The sequence below is a fragment of the Pontibacter locisalis genome (assembly GCF_042684605.1).
GTDB lineage: Bacteria > Bacteroidota > Bacteroidia > Cytophagales > Hymenobacteraceae > Pontibacter > Pontibacter locisalis.
In genome coordinates this window covers 704,747-729,534 of record NZ_JBHULU010000021.1, presented here as the reverse complement: position 1 = coordinate 729,534, position 24,788 = coordinate 704,747, and the positions used below count along the sequence as shown (strand labels likewise).

Here is a 24,788-nt window from a genome sequence, read left to right as displayed (position 1 = left end):
CAATACCTAACCAGCATTTGAATACTTTCTTAACAGGCAGGCATACTGCTGGCGATGGTTGTAAAGTAGATATACATGAAGGCCGAAAACCAGCAGTCCTGCCACTATATTTCTTTGATCTGCAAAAAGATGAAAGAGGAGAATGTTAGTTGTGATTGGCACCAAAAGCAGGCAGGAAATCACTTCCCATCGTTTTACTAAAATGAGCAGGCCGCAAAATATTTCCACCACAGCTATTGTTTGGATCATATAGCCACTGGAAATAATAGCTGCCATTAAGGCTGCACCTGAAGGATCTTGCTCAGGTACGGGAATAAACAGGAACAATTTATTCAGACCAAAGACAAACATGGTCAAGCCAAATAAAAACCTGGCGCTTGGATAGAGAAGCTTTTTCATAGTAGCACTCATTGAACATTCGTTTAATAAAAAGACAAAAAAAATTAACTGTACCTCGTCAGCAAAGCTTGCTGAGCAAGTTCAAACTCAAAGCTGTTGTCAAATAAATAATGAAAGACTACACCTTCTAAAGAAGCATTCAGCAAAACTGCTTCAGCACGGGCCTTATCCCCCAAAGATGATCGGAGCCGAGCCTCCAGGCGATCTAACACCTGCTTTTGTACCCTGTTGATTCTTTCACCGAGAATAGCCAAAGTAGATTGCTGCATCCTGATAAGATAGATCAACCTCCACAGCTGCTTTTTCTCCTGCATAATACGGAAGTTGTGGAGCAGATAAGTCTTTACCTGACCATCGTCCGGAAGATCACGAAAGGTTGCCTGTACATCCTTCAACCCCTCTTCAAACACCCGTACCAGTAATTCTTCTTTATTTTTAAAATAGTTGTAAAGAAGCCCGGGAGAAACACCAGCCTCTTTAGCGATCATGCGTACAGAACTACTTTCATAACCAAACTGGCTAAAAATCTTTACTGCAGCCTCAAAAATACGCTCTTCAGCTAAATCTCTTGCCTCTTGCCTCTGTGACATAAACTCATTAAACAGTTGTTCAAATATATAAAAAAAGTTTAAATGATATTGCCTTTTATTTTTGATTAGTGTGATTAAATAAATTGAATCTACTTCAGGTTGAGGTAAGGTGAGTTTCAAAAAATTAACACTACAAGTATAAGAACAGAAAGCGTTCTGTTCCTTACGCTTCAAAGAGCCTGGGCTAACTTTCTCCGGCCAGGTTTCTTAGGGTTTGACTCTTCAAAGGTAGATTTCAGTCTTAGCAGCCCCTCTTCCAGTTCATTTTCTTTTTTATACTTCAGCCACAGGCCTTTTAGCCTTTCGAAAGGATTATCTTCGATGCGTGCCTTTTGGCTCCAGTAAATAACTGTGTTTCCTTCCGCTGCAGTTAAAAGAAAAGCTCCTTCAATCGTTAACGCATTGCTGGTATCTCTTTCCGTATAAATTATCTTTTCATTTGCGGTGGCTTCCACCAGTTCGACCTCCCCGTTACCTACTCCGTCACCGCTCCATTGCATCTTGGCACCTACACCAGACATAGGCCCACTGAATAACCTGATCATGGTTGGGTCTACTGACTTGTTCACAGGACTCCACTTTTCCCACTCAGTCGGGTTACTTAGCAACGAATATACCTGCGCTGGCTTTGCGTCTAGCACAACAGACCGTTCCAACAGCAAGTGAGTTGGTAACAGAAAGGAAATGCCAAGTGTAACCACAATCACAACAGCAACAGACAACAGCACTTTCATTAACAGGCGCATATCTTTAAAATAAGCTTTAAAATCAGGCTTGTATTATTAGCAGGATAAAGTGCACCAATTTAAAGGACCTTTGGGTTATGAAACAAGAGGTTGAAGCTATTTATTTTTGATAGTATTTTTGCTTCCAGAACAGCATTATAACAAAAGACAGCCTAGTAGCCGAATTTACCGTAGAGTTAGATATTGAGACTAAAATATATAAATGACATGATAAACGATTGGATACATAAAGGACTTCTGTTCTCACAAAATCCTTTTTTTAAAAAATTTATGGGAAAAGCAGGTGGCCTGCTCACAAAGCCTGTAAAACTGGGTCTACTACTTACTACAGCCTACAGCAAATTAGTAGATGCTGAAAGTAAAGAAAGTGGCTTTCAGCAGTTGAAAGGTGCTGGCTTAACGTTGATCCGGCTTATAAAAGCTTACATCAATGGTGATTATCGTAATGTTTCCAGAAAATCGCTGATTGTTGGTGTGGCTGTAATTTTATACCTGGTAACACCATTGGATATTATACCTGATTTTATTCCAGGTATAGGTCTGTTAGACGATTTAAGCCTGATGGCCTGGTTCATCAACTCTTTCCAAACAGAAATAAGCAAATTTAAAAATTGGGAAGCTGACCAGCACTTTGACCATTACCGCATCGGGTCTTTTTAATTTACGAATGATTTAAAAATAAACCCGGAAAGGATTTTTAGGCTGCTTCTAAAATTAGGGGCAGCCTAATTTTTAACCTTAGTTTCACCTCCCTATCCTGGCCCTGTTATTGCTTTGTCTTAAGCAAAATTGCGTAACTTCAGGCGCTAATTAATCTTTCAATTAACTAATCCATGATCAGCAAACGCATAATTTCCTTTTTTGCGGCTGCATGCATTAGCTTAGGTATCACTACTGCCCGTCCTGATGAGGGAATGTGGTTGCCTATGCTTTTAAAGCAGCTTAATGAGTCGGAGATGCAGCAAAAGGGCATGAAGCTCACTGCCGAAGACATTTATAGTATAAACCAGTCCAGCCTTAAGGACGCCATCGTATCGTTTGGGGGCTTCTGCACCGGCGAAATGATCTCACCGGAAGGTCTGTTGCTAACAAACCACCACTGCGGCTATGGGCAGATACAGCAGCACAGTACTGTGGAGAATGATTACCTGACCAACGGCTTCTGGGCTATGAACCGGGATCAGGAGAAGCCAAACCCGGGTCTTACTGCCACTTTCATTGTTCGCATGGAAGATGTTACCAGCCAGATTATGAATGGTACAGCTAGTGCTAAAACGGAGGCTGAACGTGAAGCGATTATTCAGCGCAACATGGCAAAGGTTCGTAAAGAGGCAACAGCCAACACACATTACGATGCGGTTATCAAGCCGTATTTCTATGGAAACGAATACTATATGTACATTACAGAAACGTTCCGTGATGTGCGATTGGTAGGTGCTCCGCCGTCATCAATTGGTAAATTCGGTGGTGACACAGATAACTGGATGTGGCCACGCCACACCGGTGACTTCTCCTTGTTCCGTGTTTATGCCGGACCAAACAATGAGCCAGCTGATTACTCGCCGGACAATAAGCCTTACAAGCCAAAACACCACCTGACTATTTCTTTGAAAGGAGCACAGGAAGGTGATTTCACCATGGTTTTTGGTTTCCCTGGCCGTACCAACGAGTACCTGACATCACAGGCTGTACAGGAAATTTACGAGGTATCAAACCCTGCCAAGATCAACATCCGCGAAACAAAGCTGAACATCCTGGACAAGGATATGAAAGCTTCTGATGCGGTGCGTATTCAGTATGCAGCCAAGTATGCCAGCATTGCCAATTACTGGAAGAAATGGATCGGCGAGAACCGTGGAATCCGCAAGGCCAATGCCATTGAAGAAAAGCAGAAACTGGAGAAGCAGTTTGCCTCCTGGGTAGCCGCTGACCCTGCCCGAAAGGCAAAGTATGGCACTGTACTGGCTGACTTCGAGAAGAACTACAAGGCGCTGGATGGCATCACCATCTCCCGCGACTACATTACCGAAGCAGCCTATGGCGTGGAGATCGTGAAGTTTGCGAACACGTTTACTAAACTTCAGGAAATGCTGGAGGCAAAAGCGCCTAAGAATGAAATTGATGCGCAGATAGCGCGGCTGGAAAAAACTATACCTTCTTTTTACAAAGATTATAATGCACCAAGTGATAAGAAAGTATTCGCAGCTCTCCTGAGCCTGTACTACAATAACATCGACGTTAAGTTGCACCCGGAGGTATTTAAAATGGTCCGCAGCAAGTATAAAGGAGACTTTAACAAGTATGCGGATGAGTTATTCAGCAAATCTGTGTTCACATCGGAGGCTGGTGTAACCAAAGCACTGGCAGATATCAAAGGTGGTAAGAAAGATGTTCTTAAGGATGACCCTGCTTTACAATTAGCTGCCAGCATCTCTGATTACTACAGGGTAAACGTAATGCCGACTTACAATGAGGTTAATGATAACCTTAACCTGCTGTACAGAACTTATGTGGCAGGTCTGCGTGAGATGCAGAGCGATAAGAAGTTCTACCCGGATGCTAACTCAACACTGCGTGTAGCTTATGGTAAAGTAGAGCCTTATGAGCCGGTAGACGGTGTGCAGTATAAACACTATACTACTTTAGAAGGTATCATCGAAAAAGCTGAATCTGGTGCGGCCGAAGATTATGCTATTCCTGCCCGACTGAAGGAACTGTATGAGAATAAGGACTATGGCCGCTACGGTGTGAACGGTGAACTGCCGGTGGCATTTATCGCCTCCAACCATACAACAGGTGGTAACTCCGGCTCCCCGGTTATCAATGCCAACGGGCAGCTGATTGGCACTAACTTCGACCGTAACTGGGAAGGCACCATGAGCGACATCGTTTACAACCCCGACCAGGTGCGTAACATTGCCGTGGATGTGCGTTACATGCTGTTCATAGTTGATAAGTTTGCGGGAGCAGGTCACCTGGTAGAGGAAATGACACTTGTTACTGACAACACTTCCGGCTTACCACAGGTTGATGCACGCCTTAAAAAAGCGGATGTATCTAACAAAGAAGGTAAAAAGCAGAAAAATAGAAAGAAAGACAAAACCACAGCTGTAGCTAACTAAGCGAAGGTTATACCCTTTCGTAAAACAAACACCCCACCTCACTTTAGGTGGGGTGTTTGTTTTTATAGTATATTCATGAGCAAGCAAACTGTTTGAATTGCAGGATCGAACTTACAGGTTTATTTTTAAAGCTACAGTGTGTAACAAAGTTTGTAATTTCGGACTTGGCTTAGCCTGGAAATGTATAGTAGAGGCCTCTTGTACAAATAATGAATCTAATGATCTTAAAGAAGATAGAAAAGCACTCTTTGATACTCCAAAGGAGGATAGGACAAGAAAAAGAGTTAAAGAATATGTCCAGCTACAAAAATCCGCTTTTAAAGGTGGTAGTTGATTCATTTCTTAAAGTCAAAGAATCCAGGTTTTCTAGAGCGGATGAAAAAGCCTTTAAGGCATGTGAGGCTTATCGGAATAAATTACTTCAGGATGATACTCTGATTACTTACGAAATTTTTGGGCTGGATAAAACGGCTCTTGTCAAAGACATCTGTAAACATGCCGCTTCTAGCGAAAAGTGGTGCCAATTCTTGTATTTTATCGCTAAAGAAACAGATGAACCTGCCATTTTGGAAATAGGAACGAACCTTGGTGTTTCCGGATCCTATACGCTGGAAGCAATCAAAGATAAAACAGGCAGCAAGTTTATTACCATGGAGGGTCTTCCTCAACTTTGTGAAATTTCATCAAAGCAATTTTCCTCTATTGTTTCCCCTGATAAATTCGAAGTGTTGCAAGGCCTGTATGATTTTACATTTCCGATTCTTTTAAAGAAAGATATTAAATTCAACCTGTTGTTCATTGATGGTAACCATCAAAAAGATCCAACATTGGAATACTTTGAAGAGTTGAAGAAAAAAGTAGCATCATCAGCAATCTTCATCTTTGATGATATCAACTGGAGCGAGGGCATGAAAGAAGCCTGGGATATTATCAAAAAGGACAATAACGTAAACTATTCCATTGATCTATATGAACAAGGGATTGTGATAATAGACAAAGAAGATCCGGTGAAGAATATCAACTTCCAACTACACCTTGCTTATTAATAGGCTATAAACTTTATGAAAAAAACCTCTCTCCTACTTAAGAGCATTTTACTCTCCTCTCTGCTTGCCACTGGGCAGTTTGCAGGTGCTCAATCCTATAAAAAGGTACACAAAGATGCTATTGTAGTTGACACGCACAATGATGTACTTATATCTATCATGGAGGGAATGGACATAAGTAAAGACCTTAGGGGAAAGACTCATTCGGATTTGGCACGCTTCAAACAGGGTGGCGTAGACGCACAGTTCTTTTCTGTCTGGAGTGACGAGACAGGCGATTACGCTTTTGCAGTGAAACAAATCGATACCCTGAAAGCTGTGGTAGCACGAAACGAGAAACAGATGATGCTGGCTACGACCTATGAGGAGATACTGGAAGCGGTAAAACAGAAAAAACTGGCTGTGCTTATGGGTGTGGAAGGAGGACATATGATCGACAGTGATCTCGATAAGCTGGATAACCTGTACAAGAAGGGAGTACGCTACATGACGCTCACCTGGAACAATTCTACTCCCTGGGCATCATCGGCAGCCGACGAAGCAGGAGGTACTGTTCCAAACCCGCAGGAAGGCCTGAACGATTTTGGGAAACAGGTAGTGAAACGAATGAATGCGTTGGGCATGATGGTTGACCTGAGCCATGTGGGTGAGAAAACTTTCTGGGACGCCATGGCTACTACAAGCAAACCTGTTCTTGTATCGCACAGCAATGTGTACAAACTTGCTCCTGTGCCACGTAATTTAAAAGACGAACAGATAAAAGCAGTAGCAGAAAACGGAGGTGTTATCCAGCTTAACTTCTACTCCGGCTTCCTTGATCTCTCATTTAGCAAGCGTCAGGAACAGTTCATGACAAAGCATAAGCCAGAGATTGACTCCTTAAGAGCAGAAGGCTGGTCAGGCGCTAGAATTACAGAAAGAATGAAGACCCGATATCCAAAAGAAGTTCAGGACCTGCGCCCTCCCCTTTCTGTACTACTGAACCACCTTGATTATATAGTAAATCTGGTGGGAGTTGAGCATGTAGGGTTAGGATCGGATTTCGATGGGGTTACATCCCTTCCACAGCAAATAGATGGAGTAGAAGATTTTCCGGTTATAACAAAGGAGCTCCTGGCACGTGGCTACAGCAAAGAAGATGTTAAAAAAATTCTGGGGGAAAATACGCTACGTGTATTCAAAGCGAACACAACAAAAGAAGGGTACAAAGACTAGAAATAAACAGTGGGCTCACCCGGATATGTTACTCCAGGTGAGCCCACTGCAGTATTAATGCTCATGGCCTTCGCCATGTACTTCCTTGCCTTCAGGCGTTACGAGATACCACTCAGCGCCGAAACCCATAACATCCTGCCCTGTTGTCTGGCCTGCACCCGCATCCTTCACATAGTAGTAGAGCGGCCATCCATTATATGTAACCTGCATGCCGCCATCTTTACGTTGGATAGTTCCAATCATGGAGGCATCCACACCTTCACCTGCAGCCGGATTGCCTTGTGCCATATAAGGAGGCCAGGCCTGTGCGCAGGCATCATAACAGTTACTGTTCATGGCTGAGTCTGCCTTGAACATATACAGGCTTCTACCACTCGCATCAGTGAGATATGTACCGAGCCCTTCTGCCGTTCTTGTTTCCAGGCGTGCAGAGGTAGTAGCCTGGTCCATCCCAGAATCATTTACCATTTCTGTACTCTCTGTGGTTTCCACACCCTCTACTGTGCTGGCATCAGTACTCTCTCCCCCGGCACAAGCGGAAAGTACACTGCAGAAAAGTACTCCATAGAAAATTCTCTTACTGGAGCTTAGAAGCATCATTCCCAATTTATGTGTAGTTGCTTTCATAGTTATACATTTAGGTTATTGAACAATCTCTATAGAGTATACTTCAACAAAGCCTTTGTTGTTTACTATCAATCAGTTACACCAATAAATTTTTACTGTTGCCCTTTGCCCCTCATTTGCTTCTCCATTGCATCCCACATTTCCTGCGGAATCTGATCAAAGCTGTTAAACTCTCCGGCCCCGTGCAGCCACTCTCCACCATCTATGGTCACTACCTCTCCGTTTACAAAGGAAGCATAATCTGAGACCAGATAGGCAGCAAGGTTCGCAAGCTCCTGGTGTTCTCCGAAGCGACCTACGGGAATACGTTTGATGGGGTCCAGTTTATCTGCAAGTTGCTTCGGGAATAAACGAGTCCAGGCTCCCTCTGTTGGAAAAGGGCCCGGCGCGATAGCATTGGAACGGATGCCATATTTTGCCCACTCCGATGCAAGTGAGCGTGTCATGGCTAACACACCTGCCTTGGCACAGGCCGAAGGCACTACATAACCGGAACCAGTCCAGGCATAAGTAGTAACAATATTCAAGATGGTTCCTTCCTGCTTCTGCTCGATCCAGTGCTTTCCTAAGGCAAGCGTGCAGTTGTAGCTCCCCTTTAAAACTATGTCGGTTATTACATCAAAGGCCTTATGACTTAAACGCTCAGTAGGACTGACAAAATTGCCTGCCGCATTGTTTACCAGCACGTCCACCCGACCCAGGCGCTTTAAAGTAGTCTCCAGCATGGCCTCTATTTCATTGTACTTCCGTACATCACAGGCGATGGGTAACACCGTGCCTCCTGTTTCTTCTTCCAGCTCTTTTGCCGCCTGCTCCAGCACATCCATTTTCCGGCTACAGATCACGGCATTGGCACCGAGCTCAAGGAAATATTTTACCATGGAACGGCCTAATCCCGTACCACCACCAGTTACAATTATAACTTTATCTTTAAGAGCTCCCTCTTTTAACATTGGTTCTGCTTTGATCATACGTATAGTAGTTTGTGATTAGGTGAGGCTTAACTTTACGGCCCCCTAATAATAAAGATAAGTATATAGATGATTTATATATAATATGGAGAGCACCTTTTACAAAAATATTACTTGAAGCCATGAACACCGAAGAAATAAAAAAAGAGCTGATGCAGGCCAGTGAAGGTTTGCAGATGCTGAGTGAGACAGATGAAACGTTTGAGTTTTATTATCACGAGAAACCGGATAAGCCTTTTGATGAGGAGACGGTAGTGGAATGGGATGGTAAACCCGGCGGCACAAAGGTGCAGGTACTAACGCTGGAAGAGTTCTTCCGCAACATGACCAATCCACATCCTGATGCAGACCAGGTACAAAAGCAAAATGCTGCACGCTTCAAACAACTACAGGCAAAACTAAAGGAGCTTTTGAAGGACGTAAAGGCTTATAAGGTAAGTGACATGACAATGCCTGTATATCTTATCGGTCAAACGGAGAACGGAGACTATGCAGGTCTTAAAACACTTGTTGTGGAAACATGAAAAAAGCGGACCTTAAAACAGGTCCGCCTTTCCAAATCAGCTAAACTTTGTATTAATTGGTTGGTCCGCTATCAACACGCGCCTCAATAACGCTCTGCACTGATGAGGAGACGTTAGAAAGAATATTGTAACCGGTCTTCGCCTCTATGGCATCCACAGTAGTGCGGTATGTACCCCAGCTGCTGCTGATAGAAGTAGAGTTTGGTGTGTCCACAGCAATTACCCTGGTGCTGCTGGTAACGCGGCTAGCATCGCCTGTGCCAACAGGAAGTACCACAATTACCTTCCAGATACGGTTCGGAACAGTTACCTTACCTCCTGCAAGCGTAGTTTTATATCCTGCTGAGCCAGTGCCACCAGTTCCATAACTACCCATGATCACATACAATTCATTGCCCTGGCTCACCAGCGTGCGGCAGTAGTTCTCCAGGTTTGCCCATGTCTGCTGGTTGTTGTTTGGTGCCTGCGGGATCATATTCGACATCAGGAAGGTAGCAGAGTTATCTGTTACAGTTAAGGTACGGTCTGCTGAGGGGCAATTGTGACCACGGTCAAAGCCGCTTCCTGTATAGTCACTGGGAGTTACTTTATAAAAATTGCTTGGTAAGGAATTATCAGCCCGGAAATCATCCTGGCGGGGAGTGCTTCCAAGCCAGGCGCTGCTCAGGTGCCAGCTTACCCAGTTTGGGGTGCCCCGGTAACTGTTGTACGACATGGAAAACTGTGCTTTGTTGACTAGATAATTAGCGTAGCTCGTACCAGCGCCACTAGGGTTACCCAACGCCATGTTGCCATCTTTTGTAGCCGTTGCGTTAGCAACCTCAGTAATGCTTGCTATTGGCTGCGTAGCACCATCAGGTTTTATAGTATCCTTAGAACAGGAAACAAGCATCCATCCTACCACGGACAGATACATCATGCGTTGTAATTGTTTTAACATGGACATATAGGGTTTTATATATACTTCAAATATGCCAAGTGTCTGGGAGATTTATGTTATCTAAGAATTAAATTTTACGCGTTTTAAAAGAATCTTTAAACAACTATAAACCAGAAGGTTTAAGTGCTACTAATCCGCGTTATAAATTAACATTTGGTTTGTTAAAGATGGTCTTGTGCCAGCTTCTCTGCAGCTATGATCCCGCTCAGGCATACACCCGGTATTCCCTGACCAGGATACACCGTGTCGCCGCAGACATACGCCCCATTATGGTCCAGCCTTGCATCCTTCATCTGCCAGGGCTTTAAATCTCTGTATTGGGGATAGCCTCCTACAGCGCCGAAAGCTCTTTTGGTCCAGAATATCCAGGCACCCGGTGTGGCAGATTGGTTGTAAATAATACTCTCTTTGTTGATCAGCCCTTTGCTATCCAGCACCTCTATAATAGCTGCTTCTATTACACTTTTTTCTTGGATAAGGCTTTCTTCCGGATGTGGCACGTGAGTACTGACCGAGGCAACTATTTCACCAGCACCGGCTCTACTTCTATCTTCCGGATGACTATAGCTCAGAAAAATGCTTTTGCTGCCAATCACCGGAAGTCCTTCGGGAACATGTACCTGGTGATGCAGTACCTTTGGAGGAGGCATCTTCTGCAAGACCAATCCCATCGTGAAAGCACCGTTCAGCTTTTCTGAAGGTAGCACATACTTTTGCAGCTTGTTTTTCAAGCCCCCATCCTCAAAAATCTCCAGCGTATTGTTCAAAGGAATTCCGCTGATCACAAACCTGCTCCTGAAAACCGCCTTGTTCGTGGCTATTTCGTAGCCAATTGTTGCCGCCTTTATCCTTTGTACATGGTGCCCGAATTTAACCTCTGAACCGCCCCTCCTGATGTATTCCACAACCGGATTCACGAGGTTGATCAATCCGCCATCTATATAGTAGTTACCGAACAAAGTATAGCATAAGGCTGTAGCTCCGAATAATTCGTTTACCTCATGCAGGTAATTCTGTGCCGTAATTAACAATTGCTCATTCACAAATTGTGTAAATAGCTTGTTATGCAGCAAATCGTACTTTCGCAGCACATCCTCCATGGTCCGAAAAGCACCTGGTATAAGCTTTAGCTGCCCAGTCCGGACTCGCACAGCTGAGAATAACAGGTCTTCTGTATTGGAAAAAGGAAAGCTCCGCTGCTGCAAAGAGGTTCTCCAAACCTGTTTGCTGATCTGATAGCAGTGCTCCCAAAAAGGGCGTTGATTTTTTTCTCCAAACGCATTTTCAGCCTCCTTTATCCATTTATCCAGATCCCCATAGCGGGTAACTGTTCTCCCGTTCGGTAAATGAACCTGCATAGATGGTTCTAACCTTCTGGAAGGTATGTCTGTTCCGGTTTCATCTAACAGATAACGCAGAGGCATGTGGTGATCCAGTCCTACTAAAGTCGTGGCACCGGTTTCAAAGTAGTAGCCTTTTCGTTTAAAAGAGGAAGAACACCCACCCGGGTATTTTGCCTGTTCCAGTACGCATACTTTCAGCCCTTTTTTAACGAGTAAAGCGGCCGCAGTTAAAGAGCCAAAACCTGAGCCTACCAAAACAACATCATACTCCATCAATTGCCTAGTTTGTTACTGTAGGAATTAAACTACTGTTAGGTTAAACCGTTACAGCTTATATTTGTTAAAACATCAGAAACTACAGCATCCGAGGTATGGGAGAACTACAAAAGATCAGCATCTTAGGCTGTGGCTGGCTTGGTCTGCCACTTGCCGAACAGCTTGTAAGCGCAGGTTATACTGTGAAAGGCTCTACTACTTCTCCCGGAAAACTAGAACTTCTACAGGCAAAAAATATACAGCCATTCCTGATTAACCTGCAGGATGAAAATCTTGAGAAACAAACCTTAGCCGATTTTCTGGATTCAGATTTACTCGTACTGAACATCCCTCCAAAGCTTCGCTCAGATGGCGGAGAAAGCTACCTCCATCAGATGCATATTTTACTTAAAGCACTTCTCGATTCACCTGTTAACCGGCTTCTCTTTGTATCATCCACGTCTGTTTACCAAGACCTTAACAGAACAGTAACTGAAGAAGATATACATTTTACGAAGGAAGCGGACTCTGACAACATGCTCCTGAAAGCTGAAGACATGTTTACTGAGCGGGAGGAATGGATTACAACCATAGTCCGTTTCGGGGGACTTGTAGGTGGGAGCCGACAGCCGGGGAAATTTTTAGCTGGTAAAAAGAACCTGCCCAATGGTGATGCTCCTGTAAACCTAATACACCTGGATGATTGTATCGCCATCCTTCAGCGGATTATAGAGGAACAAGAATGGGGAAAGACTTATAATGCCTGCGCCGATAAGCATCCTATGCGGAAAGTATTTTTTACAAAAGCAGCCGAAAGCCTTGGACTTACTCCTCCTGAGTTTAATGATATGGAGGAAACGCACTTTAAACTGATCAGTAACAAAAAACTGAAAGACGATCTGTCCTACCTGTTTATCCATCCCGACCCTATGCTGTTCTTTTAGTATCTTTGCTGTTGGGTGATAAAGCCTTTGAAGTCTAAGTATTCTATCATACCTGCTTCAAAGGAGTTATACCCTTGCAAGAGTAATACACAAAAAATGAAAGTAGTAGTTATAGGCGGTGGTGCAGCCGGCTTTTTTGGAGCGATTACCTGTGCACAGGCAAATCCGGAGGCCCATGTACTGCTGCTGGAGAAATCTAACAAGTTACTGGCAAAGGTAAGGGTTTCCGGTGGTGGCCGTTGTAATGTTACCCATCATTGTTTTATACCTACCGTGTTCTCCCAGAACTATCCCCGTGGTGCAAAGCAGCTGAAAGAAGCCTTTAAAAAGTTCGGTGCCTCAGAAACAATAGCGTGGTTCCGAAAGCGGGGCGTGGAACTGAAAGCAGAATCTGACGGCAGGATGTTCCCTATTACGGACAATTCCGAGACAATTATTGATTGCCTGATGCAGGAAGCCCGGCGCACCGGCGTACTGATCCGCACTGGTTCCGGTGTTGAAAGAGTTAAAAAAGACAGCAGCAAAAACGAAGGATTTATACTTCAGTTAAGCAATGGAGAAAGTATAGAGGCAGATAAGGTCCTAATTAGTACCGGTGGTAACCCTAAGGCAACAGGATACAACTGGCTACGGGAACTAGGGCATACCATTCAGGAACCTGTCCCCTCCCTTTTTACATTTAATGTACCGGAATCTGCCCTCAAAGAACTGCAGGGAATCTCTGTTCCAAACGCAAGGGTAAGAATTGCGGGTCAGAAACTGGAGTATGAAGGGCCATTACTTATTACGCATTGGGGCTACAGCGGCCCTGCAGTGCTGAAGTTATCAGCCTGGGGTGCAAGGCATTTCCATGAGCAAAACTATGACTTCACTGCTCTCATCAACTGGGTGCCAGAACATACTGAAGAGTCACTCCGAGAGCATCTGCAGAGCTACAGAATGGCACATCCTAAAAAGGTTGTGAGCACCAATCCCCTGTTTGGTTTACCACAGCGCCTGTGGAAAGCCCTGACCATACTAGCGGATATTCCGGAACAGATAATCTGGGCTGAGTTACCAGGTAAAAACACCAACAAGCTTGTGGAGGCTTTACATCGGGGTCCTTTTGAGGTGAAAGGCAAAACTACTTTCAAAGAAGAATTTGTCACCTGCGGAGGTGTTGAACTTAGCCAGGTAAATATGAAAACCATGGAAAGCAGGGTGCAGCCAGGGGTATACTTTGCTGGTGAAGTACTTGATATTGATGGCATTACAGGAGGTTTCAATTTCCAGGCGGCCTGGACTACAGGCTACCTGGCAGGAATCTCCATGGCATTAGAAAGGGACATGGGCTAATCACCTGGTCAGGCAACAATTTTTTATCTATCGCAGTACATTTGCATATAGAAATAAAAAATTGTAAAACTATGGAAATCAATAAAGAAGTTTATTCAACTGTACACCATCTTATTGAGCGATGCAAAGATGGTGCAAAAGGGTATAAAACAGCATCGGAAGATGTAGAAGACGCAGACCTTAAAGACCTTTTCAAAAAATATGCAGTTCAGCGGGATAGCATGATCACTGAACTTCAGGATCAACTCCATAGAATGGGTAAAACAGATCCGGAGTCAAGCTCTATAGAAGGTACAATTCACCGTGCCTGGATCGATCTTAAATCAGCTTTGTCATCTAAAGACCGTGTACGTGTTTTGGAAGAAGTGGAGCGTGGAGAGGATTATGCTGTAGAAGCTTACCGCGATGCCCTGAAAAAGGATTTGCCAGGCGAGTTGAAAGCAATCGTACAGCAGCAGTATGATGACGTAAAAAGTGCTCACGACCACGTCCGTTCTTTACGTGACACTGCTAAAGGCAAGTAAAAAAACTGTTTGAATGATAAACTTAAAAAGGAGCTACGGCTCCTTTTTTTGATTTGCACTACTGCTGCTCCATTTATATCATACTTTAAAAAGAGGCTATGTCTATTAAAGATCAATTTCTGGAAGAAGTGCAGGAAGAGCTAAGGAAAGGTCCTGCCTTACAACAAAGCTTAACACCGGAAGATCTGGAAAAACTGCCGCCCCTGATGAAGAATTACCTGCAACAAAGCGGGCATCTGGGAAAACCTTTAGCTACAAACTGCTTCATTCTGTACGACCATGCTGCAATAAAGCTAAAACCAGACCGGGATTGGCTAAAACTGGACTGCCAGCAATTTAACTCTTCCCTAACAACAACCCGTATAGCATTAATGCGCAGCAAGCTGTTTAAGATTATTCCTTTTTCGGGAAAGGACAAATACCAGAATAACCAGGGCAACATGCTGATACAATTGGCTGGTTTTACAGTAAGTGATGCCAATGGCCCTGAAATGAACAAAGCTGCACTCGTTACTTATCTGTCCGAATCTGTACTTTTACCCTCTGCTATCCTTGACCCAAACATCAAATGGCAGGAAGTTGAATCAAGAACTTTAAGAGGTACTATAAACCATGCTGGTATTTCCGTTAGCGGCCTGTTTCTTTTTAACGACCAAAATGAGATTTATGAGTTTCAGACTGAGGATAGGTATTATGCGAGTAACAGCAGGAGCTACAAACGCACTAGATGGTCTGCCTTCTTGCGTGACTATAAAATTGTGAGTGGCTATAGAATCCCGACAACACTTTCAGCTGTATGGCATTTGCCAGAGGGAGATTACGAGTATTTTAAAGGCACTTTAAAAGAAATCAAATATGGAATTGATAGCCTGCCCGATATTACCCGAGGGCTATAAAAAGCAAGAAGGGTGAGATCCGTCTGATCTCACCCTTCTATATCTAACTGCGTAAACAGTCAGCTTAATCTTCCAACCTTTTTATGATACTCTTTTTACGCCTCCATTTAAAGGATGGTTACAAAAGAGACAAAATATTTTTTTCTTTTCTTGAATGGGCATAAAATCAAATAGGCTGACGTTTCAAGTCAGCCTATTCTAACAATTTCAAAGCTTTTTACACTTTAAAGCTGTATAATATAGTTTACGCCACTGAAGGGCGAAGGTTACAGGTCTTAAGAAAAAAATTAGAATCTTCTCTTTCTGAATCCGCCTCTGTCGCCACCACGGTCACCGCCGCGATCACCTCTGTCACGATCTCCGCCACGGCCGCCTCTGTCGCCTCCGCGACCTCCTCTGTCACCGCCACGGTCTCTGTCTCTGAATGAGCCACCGCCGCCGCTACGGCGTCTTTCGCCACCAGAGCGTCCGGCAAAGCCGAAATCGTCACCACCACCTGAGCGTTCTTTGTCCTTGGTGCCTTTCTTGTCAGATTTCTCTACAACCACCATACGGCCATCAACTTCAATGCGGCCAACTCTCTCCAGAATTTCTGCAGTGTATTCGGAAGGCACTTCCACAAAGCTAAACTTGTCGTACAGGTCAATGTCTCCAACCCTTGTAGCAGGAATGCTGGCGTTCTGGCTTAACAGGTCAATGATATCACGTGGGTGTACTCTGTCTTTCTTACCAATGGTAATAAACAGGCGATCCATACCCTCTGGCGTGGCTCGCATACCTTTTTCAGCTTCGGCGCCTTTCTCCTTCACTTTCTGCTCCTTCATGCTCATTTTAAGCAATGCAGCAGCTACATCAAGTGGAGTATATCCTTCTGTCTCGTTTACAAAACGCTCAATTCGGGTTACCTGCTTGGCAAGAGGGCCTTTCTCCAGTACTTCTTTCACCTTATCAAAGAAAAGGGTAGTACGGATTTCGTTCACATCTTCTAATGTAGGCACCTGGTGTAAAACGATCTTCGCTTTTGTATAGCGCATGATGTCTTTCAGTTTGAACCCGTCAGTGCGGCCTCCTACAAAAGAGAAGGCTTTGCCAGACTTACCGGCACGGCCTGTACGACCAATACGGTGTACATAAGACTCTTCATCCTGTGGAAGGTCGTAGTTGATTACAGCCTCTACGTTTTCAACGTCAAGACCACGGGCTGCCACGTCAGTAGCTACCAGAATCTCCAGTGTTCCGTTACGGAACTTCTGCATTACATTAGAGCGCTGGTTCTGGTTCAGGTCACCGTGGAGTGCATCGGCAAAATAGCCACGAGCCTGCAGGTTAGAAACCAGCTCATCCACCATACGCTTGGTATTACAGAAGATGATCACTGACTTCAGGTTGTACATGTCCAGCAAACGGGATAGTACTTCCTGCTTCATGCTGCTGCGTACCTCAAAGTATACCTGGTCAATGTTCGTTACCGTCAGCTCCTGGTGCACTACCTTTACCAACACAGGGTCAGTCTGGTAACGCTTGGTCATTTCCATGATCGGCTTCGACATAGTTGCCGAGAAGAAGATAGTCTGGCGATCTTCCGGGATGCGCTCCAATACATACTCAATATCCTCACGGAAGCCCATGTCAAGCATTTCGTCCGCTTCGTCAAGTATGATCTTTTTCACGTTATCCAACACCAGCGTACCACGCTCAATATGGTCCATAACACGACCTGGCGTACCAATCACAATCTGCACGCCCTGCTTTAAAGCACGCAGCTGACGATCGTACGGCTGGCCGCCATAAATAGGAACCACACTGATACCTGTTTTATACTTTGCCAGCTTCTGGATTTCACCGGAAACCTGGATAGCCAGTTCGCGTGTAGGGCAAAGGATCAATGCCTGTACGCTTCTGTCTGAAGGATCGATGCTTTCAATGGTAGGAATACCAAAGGCAGCTGTTTTACCAGTACCCGTCTGGGCCTGGCCTATGATGTCTTTTCCTTCTAATACAACTGGAATTGCTGCTGTCTGGATGGGAGAGGCCTCTTCAAAGCCCATGTCTGCGATTGCTCGCTGAACTTCCGGCGATAGCGGAAGCTCTTCAAATTTGATCTTGTTCATCTAATTACTTAATAACTTTTATTATGACACATCTGGAGGCAGTCTGCTTATTCAACCTTACTCTACGAGAGAGCGCGACACGACAAACTAAAAACAACTAGGGCCAACAGATGGTGCATCCAGTTATACAGTAAATCAGACTTATCCAAATCGGCCGCAAAGATACGGATAATAAATGGCATTAGCTATTTAAACTAAAAATGGGCGATTCTACATTCTCTTACAGCTGCTCACCCCTAAAAAACGCACGTTTACTTGAAAAACAGTTATATTATACTTTACTAACATTTATTTTATAACTTTAACATTATAATTAAATTTTTTATTGAAATAGGTAACTTAAAGATTGTTTACACGTTAAAAGCATCAATTCACCCTTAAAATTGGTGGGTTTACCAAATTGATCTGAATATTCTGATTGTTTAATGTTTACCCACGTAATAGACACCATAAGCCACCAGAACCTAAAAACAAAAACTTTTAAACCCTTATGACAGCAAAACAAAGACAAAAGCCGCTCCGTATCCCCACTTTATAATTTCCGTGTGCCGATCCCCATTTACCTAAGCCTATGAGAAACAGACAACACAGGTATTGTCATTCTATACCTGTATCTGAATAGCTAGTTAAAGAATCCTTAAACCCTTTAGTCCATTTTATTATGTTACACTTTTCCAAAATTTCAACTCAAGGCAAAGATTTTAACCTGATCGCTTCTGGTGCTTTGGCATTCAAAATCCACAACAAGATATTGAAAGATGAAGCTTTTCAGCAGGGAACAAAGATCCAACGCAACATGCTGCTGGGAAGCCCTTCAGCCCGTGCTGCATCCCCTAATCAGAAAAAAGTGTTCTTCGTGGTTATTTCAGACCTCGACAGAACAAATGTAGAGGCACTGTGCCAGATGATTAAGAAGGAACGCGCCAATGGCAGCTACGCAGTTTGCCAGGTGATACCTATGTACTACAATGAGCCCTCTTTTAAAGCGCTGAAAATGCTGCGGCAGAACTTCGATGAGGTTATGGAGCTAAGCAAGTTTAACCTGGGCAGCAGCAAAGCCCTAATGAGTGCGGAACAGCAGCATTGTGTTATTACAGACTATTCCGTATCTATGGCCCGTATCATGTACCATGTATGCGTGAATGATTTTGCATCAAACCATAAAGTAGAGACAAGAGCAGAAGAAGCTGTTTATGCCTAGTTTGCCATTCTGAAAGATATAAGAAGAAAGCCACAACCGGGAGCGGAATTGTGGCTTTCTTCTTTTTATATACATGGCACTTACACTCTTACACTTTATTTTATATTACCGGTTGCGGAGTGGCATCTCTTCAGTGTATCTTTAAGTAAAGTTATTCCTGCTTATGCCATCCGTTTTTAAAATATACTCTTCTTCCGCTGGTTCGGGCAAGACCTATCACCTGACCAAAGAATACCTGAAACTGGCGCTCCACACCTCTAATCCAGACTACTATCGTTCCATCCTGGCCATTACCTTCACGAATGATGCTGCCGCAGAAATGAAGGAACGTATACTGGCTGCCCTACGAAGCTTTAACGATGGGAGCCTTGCTGACAAGGAGAAAGCAAAAAGCGAGGCACTGCTGGAGAGTATTGCCGCAGAGTTGCAGGAAGAATATCCTGTAGAAATGCTTAGTAAAGAAGAGGTGCGAAAACGTGCGGCAAATCTCTTTCGTCAGATTCTCTACAACTACTCAGACTTTAGTGTTAGCACCATCGATAGTTTTGTAAACAAGATTGTGCAGGCCTTTACGCATGAACTTAACATCCCGCACAATTTCGAAGTGGACCTGGATTCCAACACCTTGCTGAACACCGCTGTGTCCCTGTTGCTGGACAAAGTAACGGACGCCAAGGATGACCTGCTGTCCCAAACGCTTGAGCACTACGCACTGGAGAAGGCCCGGGAAGGCAAGAGCTGGACGATGCTCCCCGAGGACCTCATGGACTTTTCCAAAAACCTGTTGAACGAGCAGGTGTACGAAGCAATAACTGACTTGCAAAAGCTAAGCCTGGAGGATTTTAAGCTTATACGAGAGCAGCTGTTTGAGGCAAAGCAGAAGATAGAAGAAGCAGTAAGGGAACCAGGGGAACAGGCCATGCAGCTTATAGCCGCCTCCGACCTCTCCCCTTCCGACTTTTATCAGGGAAACCGTGGCATCTGGAGTTATTTTAACAAATGGACACAAAAGGAAGTCGACCTCAACTATGGCAACAGTAATGCACAGAAAACGATTGAGGAAGATAAATGGTATGCCGGGAAAGCCAGTGCCTACACTAAGAGCCAGATAGACAGCATTAAAGACCAGCTAACTACACTATACTATCACGTTGAGGAAATCAAGGAATCTTACGCCAGCACCTATTCGCTGATTCAGCAGATCGTGCCGCACCTTTATAAGGTGTCGCTTCTCAACGAGCTGGAGAAATGCCTGCAGGAGATAAAGCGTGACCGTAATACGGTTCATATCTCAGAATTTAACAAACGTATCATTGATATTGTGCTGCAGGAGCCGGTTCCCTTTATTTATGAACGATTGGGCGAGAAGTATAACCATATCCTGATAGATGAGTTTCAGGACACCTCTGTATTGCAGTGGAACAACCTGCTTCCACTGGTAGACAATGCCCTTGCCTCCGGCCATTTCAGCATGGTAGTGGGCGATGCGAAACAGGCCATCTACAGGTGGCGTGGTGGCGAGATGGAACAGATTCTGCACCTTTATAAGCAGAGTACGAAGCAGCTGTACGAAAACCGCCGTCACGGGCCACTGATTAAGGAAAGATATGAATCTGTGGATCAGGCCCTGCAACCGGAGAACCTGCAAACAAACTACCGTAGCCGCTCAGAAATCATTGACTTCAACAATGAGATCTTTACCTTCATCAGCGAGGGCCATAAGCAATTCAGCATGTTTACGTCTATCTACGATGAAAAATTTACACAGCAGGTACCAACCGGCAGCGACAAGAGCGGCGGACACATACAGATCATGTTTACACATGATGAAGATGAAAATTACAAGTATGATCTGAACAACTGCTCCAGAACGGAAGAACTTTACTTTGGCTACACACAACCAAAGGTTACAACCTACGATGAAAGTACCCTGAATATGGTGCTGCAAATCGTTACACATGCCATTGAAGAGGGCTATGAACTGAAGGACATGGCCATTCTCTGCCGTACAAATATAAAGAGTAAGCTAATTGCCAATTTCCTGAAAGAGAGGAAATTTGATATTATCTCGCAGGATTCCCTTTCACTGCAGTTTGCAGAGGTGATTAACCTGATCATTGCTATGTTCCGGGTCTTTAACAGACCAAATGACACCCTTGCTAAATCAGAGGCATTATACCTGGTATGTAAAGTAGCCTTAGAAACGATACCGGACGTTGGCATGACCCAAACCATAGCCCAGATAGCCAACGAAGATGAAAACCAGTCCTTCTTCGACCAGCTACGCGTTTTTGGTTTTGATGTGCGGGAACGGGAAACTGGTAACCTCTCCATTTATGAACTAACGGAAAAGCTGATTCGCATTTTTAACCTTCTGGGTAAAAACAACGAGAGCGAATATCTTTTCCGGTTCCTGGATCTGGTTTTGGAATACAGCTTAAAGCACAGCAACAACCTTAGTAACTTTTTAGGATACTGGGATGTGCAAAAGGAGAAGTTAAGTATAAATACGCCCAAAGACCGAAATGCCATCACAATTACCAGTATACATAAATCCAAAGGGCTTGCGTATCCTATCGTTATTATTCCTTTTGCCGACTGGAGCACTGAACCGAAGAGAGGTTCGCTGATGTGGAGCCAGTTATCAGATGATATTTCTGTAACAGGAAAGCTTCGAAGCGTTGCAGTTAACATAAGTTCTAAACTAGAGAATACTACCCTTACCCAGCAGTACAGCAACGAAATCGAAAAAACGTTTATCGAGAATCTGAATATGCTGTATGTTGCCCTTACCCGCCCCATAGACAGGCTCTACCTGATAGGAAACGCTAAGGACTTACTAGATGAACGCAAAGCTCCGAAACAGGATGGGCAGGTAAAGAATGTAAGTCATTTGCTGTACCGCTACCTGGCGCACAAAGAGATGTGGGAGTTTGGTAAACACTGTTACCAGTTATCAAAAGGTAAACCACAGTTGCAGCATACAGCCATGGATCTAAACCATACGTACCCCTTGGATCATCTGGTGGTAACGGACTGGGAGAAGCGCCTTAAAATTAAACAGCACGCCAACAACGTATTCGATTTTGAAACCCAGACAAAGCAGCGCCAGCTTAACAGGAAGTTGCACTATGCACTAGCACGGATCGTATTCGCTCAGGAACTGGAAAAAGTGCTGCGGCAAATGATTTATGAGGGTATTATCAGTGAACGGGATAAGTCCGATCTGCGGACAAGACTACAGGAAGTCCTAAATCAGCCTGAGCTTTCAAGGTATTTTTCTGAGAAAGTAACAGTGGAGCACGAGAAGGAGGTATTGGATGCCAGGGCTTATTTGTACAAACCAGATCGTATCGTTTTCGAGGGTGACAGTGTTGTGCTAATCGAATTCAAAACACCTCCTCCGGAACCGGAACACCGCAACAAACTGGATCATTATGCAGTACGATTCAGACAACTGGGCTTTAAGAAGGTTAGGTGCATCCTGTATTATTTTGACACGCAACAGGTGCTATCCTGGTCTTACGGAAGTAAGCCAGCCGAGCAGTTAGGGCTTACTTTTTAACCTGTGTAAACGAGTAGTTACTTATTCGCTTGAGCGGGTGTGATGTCCAATCAATCGTAAACTCAGAAAAAATCAGCTGATCAGGATCAGAAGTATCCGCTGTGTGTAGTGAAATGCAAAATTATAAGAATATAAAAGTTGACCTCAGCAACTGCGATAATGAACCTATACATATAATAGGGAGAATTCAGCCACACGGCTTTATGATCATACTTGACAGACTTACTTCAGAGGTTATACAGGTAAGTGAAAACATTGGCAATTTTCTAAAAATTAACCCTTCTGATCTGCCTGGCAAACCTATTTCCGCCCTTACCACACCGGAAGAGCACAAGCTATTAATGAAGCAGCTGACAGAACAGGCAACAGTTAGCCCGCAAATAATCCAACTACAGGAAAAGCAGTTTTTTGGCTTTATACACGAGTCAGAGAAAAATCTGGTTCTGGAGTTTGAACCTATGGAGTATACGGCAAGCGAAAAAAGGCTACAAAGCACACTCAGCTTCTCACAGTTTCATTCTGAACTTAATATGCTGTCCTGCTTTGAAGATCAGACAAACCTGCTTGTCAGCTATATACAGCGTACGTTAGAGTATGACCGGGTAATGCTTTATGTTTTCGACCAGGATTGGCACGGCGAAGTAATTGCAGAGAAGACCAGACCAGGCATTCATTCTTACCTGCACCACCACTTTCCGTCTACTGATATTCCGGCACAGGCAAGGGACTTACTCTTGAAAAAGTGTGTGAGGCAGATAGTTAATGTTCAGGCAACTGCTGTAGACATCATTCCCTACTTCAATCCAAAAACCAATGCTCCAACCAACATCATACTTTCGGAGCTACGAAACCCATCGGAGATACACCTGGAGTACCTAAAAAACATGGAAGTAGGTGCCACACTTTCAGTATCTATCATAGTGCAAGGAAAGCTATGGGGTATCATTGCCTGCCATCACCAATCTGCCAGATTTATAAATTTCTGGAAACGCCAGATCTGTCATGTGGCAGCCTTAACTTTTTCCAATGCAGTTTTAGCTAACCAAGAGAAAGTTGACCAGCAGGTCATGGACCTGTACAGGCAGGCAGAAAAACAGTTGATCCATCAAATTTCCACCACTGCTGATGTGGCAAATGGTTTGTTTCATAATTCACATAATTTACTCTCCTTAACCGAGGGTCATGGTGCAGCAATGTTCTTGGAAGGACAATGGAGCACACTAGGCCAGACACCCGAGGAAAGCCAGCTAATGGAAATAATTAGCTGGTTATGTGAAGAGAGTTTTGAACAAGTAAAGGCAACCCGACAACTCTCTGAGAACTTGCCTGCAGCCAGTGTTTATCAAAAAGTTGCCAGTGGTTTATTGGCTATTGAACTTTCCAGATATAACAAAGAATTCATCCTTTTCTTTAAGCCTGAAATTAAGGAAACAAGAATTTGGGCGGGAAATCCTGAAAAACCATTGCCCGGAACGGATGCCAGAATTCATCCAAGAGAGTCATTTCAAAACTGGGAGGAAATTATTCAGGGCAAGTCCCATCCCTGGTCATTAAATGAGATAACCATAGCACAGGTCCTTCAGAAAGACCTGCTTGCGTTGCTCATGAAAAAACAGGCTGCCAGGCTCAAGGAACTGAATGAGGAACTGAATGAGTCAGGTAGGGAACTACAACTAAAAAATAAAAAGCTTGAGGATTTTGCCCAGATTATTGCACACAATCTCCGATCTCCTTTAAGCAATATTCGCGGATTATTTGCCCTATACCGGGCCGAGCCGAGTCAGGAAACAAGTGAGGAGGTAATGGCAAGAATGAGCAGGATGATTGATAATATGTCCTCTACAATTGATGACTTGAACCTTGTTTTACGATCAGCCATTAAACAGGATACTCCACAGGAACTTGTGCAGATATCTGATCTAATTGATAAGGAGAAGGAAAACCTGCAGGCATCCCTCCTTGCTACGGACGCCATCATTGAAACAGATCTGAAAGTTAAAGAGTTGTTCGTTCCAAAAGTATACCTGGAAAGTATACTGCACAACCTCCTGTCCAACGCTTTAAAGTATAGCGCAGAAGACAGAAAACCCTTCGTAAGGATTTCCTCGTGGGCACAAGATCATAGCATTTGTTTAGCTGTTTCAGACAATGGCTTAGGTATCAACCTTGAAAAGGTGGGCTCTAAACTTTACGGACTTTACAATACTTTTCATAACAACAAAGACTCAAAAGGGATAGGCCTGTACTTGACTAAAACCCAGGTTGAACTTATAGGTGGAAAGATTGAGGTAAAAAGTGAGGTCAACCAAGGCACCACCTTCACCATAACGTTTCCTAAGTCGGTTAGTAAGGAATAAACTTTAAACCTGCTTCACTTGGTTTACTTTCTGTTTTACATTCAGTGAAATAGTAGCAAAATCAACTTAACTCTTAG

At 44.0% G+C, this 24,788-nt stretch carries 20 protein-coding genes; 12 read left to right on the top strand and 8 right to left on the bottom strand.

What is annotated here, in order from left to right; all coding sequences use genetic code 11:
* Nucleotides 1–6: 6 nt before the first annotated feature.
* From ACFSRY_RS17130 to ACFSRY_RS17120, 3 genes are all read right to left on the bottom strand, one after another.
* Entirely contained in the window at nt 7–399 is a 393-nt protein-coding gene (locus ACFSRY_RS17130) for a hypothetical protein (RefSeq protein WP_377510656.1), read from the bottom strand.
* A gap of 44 nt (nt 400–443) precedes the next feature.
* Complete coding sequence (locus tag ACFSRY_RS17125) at nt 444–989, bottom strand: TetR/AcrR family transcriptional regulator (protein ID WP_377510653.1); 546 nt, start codon at nt 987–989, stop codon at nt 444–446.
* A 170-nt stretch (nt 990–1,159) separates the two neighbouring features.
* A complete protein-coding gene (locus ACFSRY_RS17120) occupies nt 1,160–1,735 on the bottom strand; it encodes an SRPBCC family protein (protein ID WP_377510650.1) in 576 nt (191 codons plus the stop codon).
* Between the two features lie 270 nt (nt 1,736–2,005).
* Here ACFSRY_RS17120 and ACFSRY_RS17115 point away from each other — a divergent pair, with 270 nt between their 5' ends.
* From ACFSRY_RS17115 to ACFSRY_RS17100, 4 genes are all read left to right on the top strand, one after another.
* Complete coding sequence (locus ACFSRY_RS17115; RefSeq protein ID WP_377510647.1) at nt 2,006–2,395, top strand: YkvA family protein; 390 nt, start codon at nt 2,006–2,008, stop codon at nt 2,393–2,395.
* A 173-nt stretch (nt 2,396–2,568) separates the two neighbouring features.
* Nucleotides 2,569–4,857, top strand: a complete 2,289-nt coding sequence (locus tag ACFSRY_RS17110) for a S46 family peptidase (protein ID WP_377510644.1) — start codon at nt 2,569–2,571, stop codon at nt 4,855–4,857.
* Nucleotides 4,858–5,066: 209 nt separating this feature from the next.
* Nucleotides 5,067–5,903, top strand: a complete 837-nt coding sequence (locus ACFSRY_RS17105) for an O-methyltransferase (protein WP_377510641.1) — start codon at nt 5,067–5,069, stop codon at nt 5,901–5,903.
* Between the two features lie 15 nt (nt 5,904–5,918).
* Nucleotides 5,919–7,118 (top strand): dipeptidase, encoded by a 1,200-nt coding sequence (locus ACFSRY_RS17100; RefSeq protein WP_377510638.1) that lies wholly within the window; start codon nt 5,919–5,921, stop codon nt 7,116–7,118.
* Nucleotides 7,119–7,172: 54 nt separating this feature from the next.
* Here the strand turns inward: ACFSRY_RS17100 and ACFSRY_RS17095 are convergent, their stop codons facing one another.
* A complete protein-coding gene (locus tag ACFSRY_RS17095) occupies nt 7,173–7,745 on the bottom strand; it encodes a COG4315 family predicted lipoprotein (RefSeq protein ID WP_377510635.1) in 573 nt (190 codons plus the stop codon).
* Nucleotides 7,746–7,837: 92 nt separating this feature from the next.
* Complete coding sequence (locus tag ACFSRY_RS17090) at nt 7,838–8,716, bottom strand: SDR family oxidoreductase (RefSeq protein ID WP_377510632.1); 879 nt, start codon at nt 8,714–8,716, stop codon at nt 7,838–7,840.
* Between the two features lie 122 nt (nt 8,717–8,838).
* On the opposite strand from ACFSRY_RS17090, the gene ACFSRY_RS17085 reads away from it, so the two are divergent.
* Nucleotides 8,839–9,240, top strand: coding sequence for a nuclease A inhibitor family protein (locus ACFSRY_RS17085; protein WP_377510629.1), 402 nt, complete (start codon nt 8,839–8,841; stop codon nt 9,238–9,240).
* A gap of 52 nt (nt 9,241–9,292) precedes the next feature.
* Here ACFSRY_RS17085 and ACFSRY_RS17080 read toward each other — a convergent pair whose 3' ends face one another.
* On the bottom strand, nt 9,293–10,180 hold the full coding sequence (locus tag ACFSRY_RS17080) for a DNA/RNA non-specific endonuclease (protein WP_377510626.1): 888 nt from the start codon (nt 10,178–10,180) through the stop codon (nt 9,293–9,295).
* Nucleotides 10,181–10,341: 161 nt separating this feature from the next.
* On the bottom strand, nt 10,342–11,796 hold the full coding sequence (locus tag ACFSRY_RS17075) for a phytoene desaturase family protein (RefSeq protein ID WP_377510623.1): 1,455 nt from the start codon (nt 11,794–11,796) through the stop codon (nt 10,342–10,344).
* 98 nt (nt 11,797–11,894) lie between these two features.
* Between ACFSRY_RS17075 and ACFSRY_RS17070 the strand changes: the two genes are divergently transcribed.
* From ACFSRY_RS17070 to ACFSRY_RS17055, 4 genes are all read left to right on the top strand, one after another.
* The gene (locus tag ACFSRY_RS17070; protein WP_377510620.1) at nt 11,895–12,722 is read left to right on the top strand and encodes an SDR family oxidoreductase; all 828 of its coding nucleotides are present in this window, start codon (nt 11,895–11,897) and stop codon (nt 12,720–12,722) included.
* Between the two features lie 96 nt (nt 12,723–12,818).
* Nucleotides 12,819–14,057 (top strand): BaiN/RdsA family NAD(P)/FAD-dependent oxidoreductase, encoded by a 1,239-nt coding sequence (locus ACFSRY_RS17065; RefSeq protein ID WP_377510617.1) that lies wholly within the window; start codon nt 12,819–12,821, stop codon nt 14,055–14,057.
* Nucleotides 14,058–14,128: 71 nt separating this feature from the next.
* Nucleotides 14,129–14,581 (top strand): ferritin-like domain-containing protein, encoded by a 453-nt coding sequence (locus tag ACFSRY_RS17060; protein ID WP_377510614.1) that lies wholly within the window; start codon nt 14,129–14,131, stop codon nt 14,579–14,581.
* A 98-nt stretch (nt 14,582–14,679) separates the two neighbouring features.
* Nucleotides 14,680–15,477 carry a DUF6544 family protein gene (locus ACFSRY_RS17055; protein WP_377510611.1) on the top strand — a complete coding sequence of 266 codons (798 nt, stop codon included), beginning with the start codon at nt 14,680–14,682 and terminating at the stop codon, nt 15,475–15,477.
* A 287-nt stretch (nt 15,478–15,764) separates the two neighbouring features.
* Here the strand turns inward: ACFSRY_RS17055 and ACFSRY_RS17050 are convergent, their stop codons facing one another.
* Nucleotides 15,765–17,588 carry a DEAD/DEAH box helicase gene (locus tag ACFSRY_RS17050; RefSeq protein WP_377510608.1) on the bottom strand — a complete coding sequence of 608 codons (1,824 nt, stop codon included), beginning with the start codon at nt 17,586–17,588 and terminating at the stop codon, nt 15,765–15,767.
* Between the two features lie 661 nt (nt 17,589–18,249).
* Between ACFSRY_RS17050 and ACFSRY_RS17045 the strand changes: the two genes are divergently transcribed.
* The 3 genes from ACFSRY_RS17045 (at nt 18,250) to ACFSRY_RS17035 (ending at nt 24,711) form a co-directional block, all read left to right on the top strand.
* Nucleotides 18,250–18,789 carry a hypothetical protein gene (locus ACFSRY_RS17045; protein WP_377510605.1) on the top strand — a complete coding sequence of 180 codons (540 nt, stop codon included), beginning with the start codon at nt 18,250–18,252 and terminating at the stop codon, nt 18,787–18,789.
* Between the two features lie 163 nt (nt 18,790–18,952).
* Nucleotides 18,953–22,354: a UvrD-helicase domain-containing protein gene (locus ACFSRY_RS17040; RefSeq protein WP_377510602.1), complete on the top strand. Its 3,402-nt coding sequence runs from the start codon at nt 18,953–18,955 to the stop codon at nt 22,352–22,354.
* 113 nt (nt 22,355–22,467) lie between these two features.
* The gene (locus tag ACFSRY_RS17035; RefSeq protein ID WP_377510599.1) at nt 22,468–24,711 is read left to right on the top strand and encodes an ATP-binding protein; all 2,244 of its coding nucleotides are present in this window, start codon (nt 22,468–22,470) and stop codon (nt 24,709–24,711) included.
* Nucleotides 24,712–24,788: the final 77 nt, after the last annotated feature.

What these genes read in the sequence shown, in the direction of transcription:
- ACFSRY_RS17130 (WP_377510656.1), bottom strand. Translation starts at nt 399, where the DNA reads ATGAAAAAGCTTCTCTATCCAAGCGCCAGGTTTTTATTTGGCTTGACC.
- ACFSRY_RS17125 (WP_377510653.1), bottom strand. Translation starts at nt 989, where the DNA reads ATGTCACAGAGGCAAGAGGCAAGAGATTTAGCTGAAGAGCGTATTTTT.
- ACFSRY_RS17120 (WP_377510650.1), bottom strand. Translation starts at nt 1,735, where the DNA reads ATGCGCCTGTTAATGAAAGTGCTGTTGTCTGTTGCTGTTGTGATTGTG.
- ACFSRY_RS17115 (WP_377510647.1), top strand. Translation starts at nt 2,006, where the DNA reads ATGGGAAAAGCAGGTGGCCTGCTCACAAAGCCTGTAAAACTGGGTCTA.
- ACFSRY_RS17110 (WP_377510644.1), top strand. Translation starts at nt 2,569, where the DNA reads ATGATCAGCAAACGCATAATTTCCTTTTTTGCGGCTGCATGCATTAGC.
- ACFSRY_RS17105 (WP_377510641.1), top strand. Translation starts at nt 5,067, where the DNA reads ATGAATCTAATGATCTTAAAGAAGATAGAAAAGCACTCTTTGATACTC.
- ACFSRY_RS17100 (WP_377510638.1), top strand. Translation starts at nt 5,919, where the DNA reads ATGAAAAAAACCTCTCTCCTACTTAAGAGCATTTTACTCTCCTCTCTG.
- ACFSRY_RS17095 (WP_377510635.1), bottom strand. Translation starts at nt 7,745, where the DNA reads ATGAAAGCAACTACACATAAATTGGGAATGATGCTTCTAAGCTCCAGT.
- ACFSRY_RS17090 (WP_377510632.1), bottom strand. Translation starts at nt 8,716, where the DNA reads ATGATCAAAGCAGAACCAATGTTAAAAGAGGGAGCTCTTAAAGATAAA.
- ACFSRY_RS17085 (WP_377510629.1), top strand. Translation starts at nt 8,839, where the DNA reads ATGAACACCGAAGAAATAAAAAAAGAGCTGATGCAGGCCAGTGAAGGT.
- ACFSRY_RS17080 (WP_377510626.1), bottom strand. Translation starts at nt 10,180, where the DNA reads ATGTTAAAACAATTACAACGCATGATGTATCTGTCCGTGGTAGGATGG.
- ACFSRY_RS17075 (WP_377510623.1), bottom strand. Translation starts at nt 11,796, where the DNA reads ATGGAGTATGATGTTGTTTTGGTAGGCTCAGGTTTTGGCTCTTTAACT.
- ACFSRY_RS17070 (WP_377510620.1), top strand. Translation starts at nt 11,895, where the DNA reads ATGGGAGAACTACAAAAGATCAGCATCTTAGGCTGTGGCTGGCTTGGT.
- ACFSRY_RS17065 (WP_377510617.1), top strand. Translation starts at nt 12,819, where the DNA reads ATGAAAGTAGTAGTTATAGGCGGTGGTGCAGCCGGCTTTTTTGGAGCG.
- ACFSRY_RS17060 (WP_377510614.1), top strand. Translation starts at nt 14,129, where the DNA reads ATGGAAATCAATAAAGAAGTTTATTCAACTGTACACCATCTTATTGAG.
- ACFSRY_RS17055 (WP_377510611.1), top strand. Translation starts at nt 14,680, where the DNA reads ATGTCTATTAAAGATCAATTTCTGGAAGAAGTGCAGGAAGAGCTAAGG.
- ACFSRY_RS17050 (WP_377510608.1), bottom strand. Translation starts at nt 17,588, where the DNA reads ATGAACAAGATCAAATTTGAAGAGCTTCCGCTATCGCCGGAAGTTCAG.
- ACFSRY_RS17045 (WP_377510605.1), top strand. Translation starts at nt 18,250, where the DNA reads ATGTTACACTTTTCCAAAATTTCAACTCAAGGCAAAGATTTTAACCTG.
- ACFSRY_RS17040 (WP_377510602.1), top strand. Translation starts at nt 18,953, where the DNA reads ATGCCATCCGTTTTTAAAATATACTCTTCTTCCGCTGGTTCGGGCAAG.
- ACFSRY_RS17035 (WP_377510599.1), top strand. Translation starts at nt 22,468, where the DNA reads ATGCAAAATTATAAGAATATAAAAGTTGACCTCAGCAACTGCGATAAT.